Here is a 2132-nt window from a genome sequence, read left to right as displayed (position 1 = left end):
TGAACCGCCTCCTGTCAAGTAGACCGGGAAAATAAATAAAACTCGCATACCGTACCCGAGGATCAGGACACTGGTCTTCGGGTACTTTCATTAAAACGGAAGTTCTTCAAATGGATCAGCTTCATCCGGGTCATTCGGTATGAAGACAATCTCGTCAGACTGTGTATCATACTCCGGAATCATGTCTTCCATATCCTCAGACATGCGCAGTGCGTTTACGAAATCCATCGGAATACCAGCTTCAGTGGCAATGTACCAACCGTTGTCATAAGGACTGTGGCCGGAGCGTACCCAGGCTTGTAGTTCCTTTCGCTCCGCTGGGGTCATAGGTACTTCTTTCACATATTCTTGGTACTGCTCGGTAAGAATTGTGCGCGCTTCCTGGGGCACTTTCTTCCAGAATTTCATTTTGCATACCTCTCTTTCAGGCAATGTAACGTGCCTTGTATTCCTGAATCCGCTTGTTCACAGGAATAGGATACTGCACGGGTGTATCGGCGGCAAGAGCTTCCGTACGCACCTGAGCGGGTGTTTTCCCGTCAAACCGTGCCTGGATGCGTTCCGTGGTATAGAAGGTCATGTACTCAGCAATGGCCTCACGCAAAGAAGCTTCATCCCGGAATGTTTTCAGATAGTACATCTCACTTTTCACAATACCCCAGAAGTTCTCGGTTGGGCCGTTGTCAATGCAGTGCCCAACCCGGGACATGGACTGCCGCATACCCTGCTGTTTGAGCTTGTTCTGGAACACCTTGCTGGTGTACTGAAAACCTCTGTCGCTGTGGAAGATTGGCTTGGCATCCGGATAACGCTCGATAGCCTGTGCATAAGTATCGAATACCAGCTTGTTGTCATTTCTGGTGCTTACAACCCATGCAACCGGATACAGGTCATATAAATCCAGAATCGCGCTCAAATAAAGCTTGTGCACAACAGGTCCCTCGTACCATTTGAATTCTGTTACATCCGTTGCCCACTTTTCGTTTGGTGCTTTGGCATTGAAATCTCGGTTTAGAATGTTTTCTGCTGTTGTTTCTGGATTAGAATGTTGGTATTTCTTCCGTTTTCTACGGATAACAGAGTGGATATTCAGTGCTTTCATAATGCGGTGAACATGGTTCTTGCTGTAGTGTTTGTTATTGAGCTGATTGATGTAAAGTGTCATCCGACGGTAGCCAAGAATATGGTTGAATCGGTCATCGTATTCCCGAATCAACTGAGCAAGAAGATTGTTCTCCTGCTCCGCTTCCGGTATCTCTCTATGCAGCCACTTATAATAGGCTGCTCTGGTGATACCCAGCTGCTGGCACATCCAGCGAATGCTCCAGCCTTCATTCTCATAGAAATGCTGAATGGCCATGTATTCAGACTCAAATCTCAGCTTCCCGAGCCTCACATCCCCTCTAATTCTCTCACTTTTTTTAGCAGCTCACACAGCATATCCCTTTCCTTAAGCTGCCTTTTCAGACGCAGATTCTCCCGCCGCAGGCGTTCCAGCTCGTCCACCTCGTCGTCACTCTTGCGATGTCCGCGCCTGTCCTCCAAACCTTCTTCTCCGCTTTCCCGGTACTTCTTGACCCAGGAATATACCTGGCTGTAAGAAACATCGTACCGGGATGCAGCACCCTTATAGTCATTGTCATGGGCAATGCAATACTCTACAATTTCCTTCCGCTCTTCCAGCGTTGTCTTTCTCCGTGCTTCTGCCATATAGACCTCCCGTTTCGGTTCATAATCTTTGAGTTCCATATTGGCATTATACTTCATTATCCAGTATCTGAGAACACGTTTGTCAGAAATATTATTCTTTGCGACAATATCATCCACAGATCCTTCGCCATTTAAAACAGCCATGACACACTTTGTTTTGAATTCCTTACTGTAATGCGCATTGCCAGTAGTTCGATAGAACCCTGTTTCTCCCTGTTCTCTATACTTTCGAATCCAGTCTCTTATTATAGTTATCCCCACTTTGTATGTACTGGCCAAATTCGCACATGTCGATTCTCCTGATAAATACTTTTTGACTATTGCTATCTTCTGCTCTGGTGTGTGTGGTGATTTAGACATGGAAATCCCCCTAAAATAGACTTTTGGTTTTTCCTTGGTCTACTTTAGAGGGATCATATCAG

The 2132-nt window shown here is 46.1% G+C and carries 3 protein-coding genes; all 3 read right to left on the bottom strand.

Going from position 1 to position 2132, the window contains the following annotated elements; genetic code table 11:
* Positions 1-90: 90 nt before the first annotated feature.
* The 3 genes from DW757_RS17145 to DW757_RS18095 are packed head-to-tail and all read right to left on the bottom strand — an operon-like array spanning position 91 to position 1710.
* Positions 91-408: a hypothetical protein gene (locus tag DW757_RS17145; RefSeq protein WP_118752331.1), complete on the bottom strand. Its 318-nt coding sequence runs from the start codon at positions 406-408 to the stop codon at positions 91-93.
* A 16-nt stretch (positions 409-424) separates the two neighbouring features.
* Positions 425-1360, bottom strand: coding sequence for an IS3 family transposase (locus tag DW757_RS17140; RefSeq protein WP_147355653.1), 936 nt, complete (start codon positions 1358-1360; stop codon positions 425-427).
* Between the two features lie 32 nt (positions 1361-1392).
* Positions 1393-1710 (bottom strand): helix-turn-helix domain-containing protein, encoded by a 318-nt coding sequence (locus DW757_RS18095; RefSeq protein WP_347560009.1) that lies wholly within the window; start codon positions 1708-1710, stop codon positions 1393-1395.
* Positions 1711-2132 lie beyond the last annotated feature (422 nt).

This window comes from Clostridium sp. AM29-11AC (assembly GCF_003480545.1).
Taxonomy (GTDB): domain Bacteria; phylum Bacillota; class Clostridia; order Lachnospirales; family Lachnospiraceae; genus Otoolea; species Otoolea saccharolyticum_A.
This window is presented reverse-complemented; position numbering and strand designations above follow the sequence as displayed.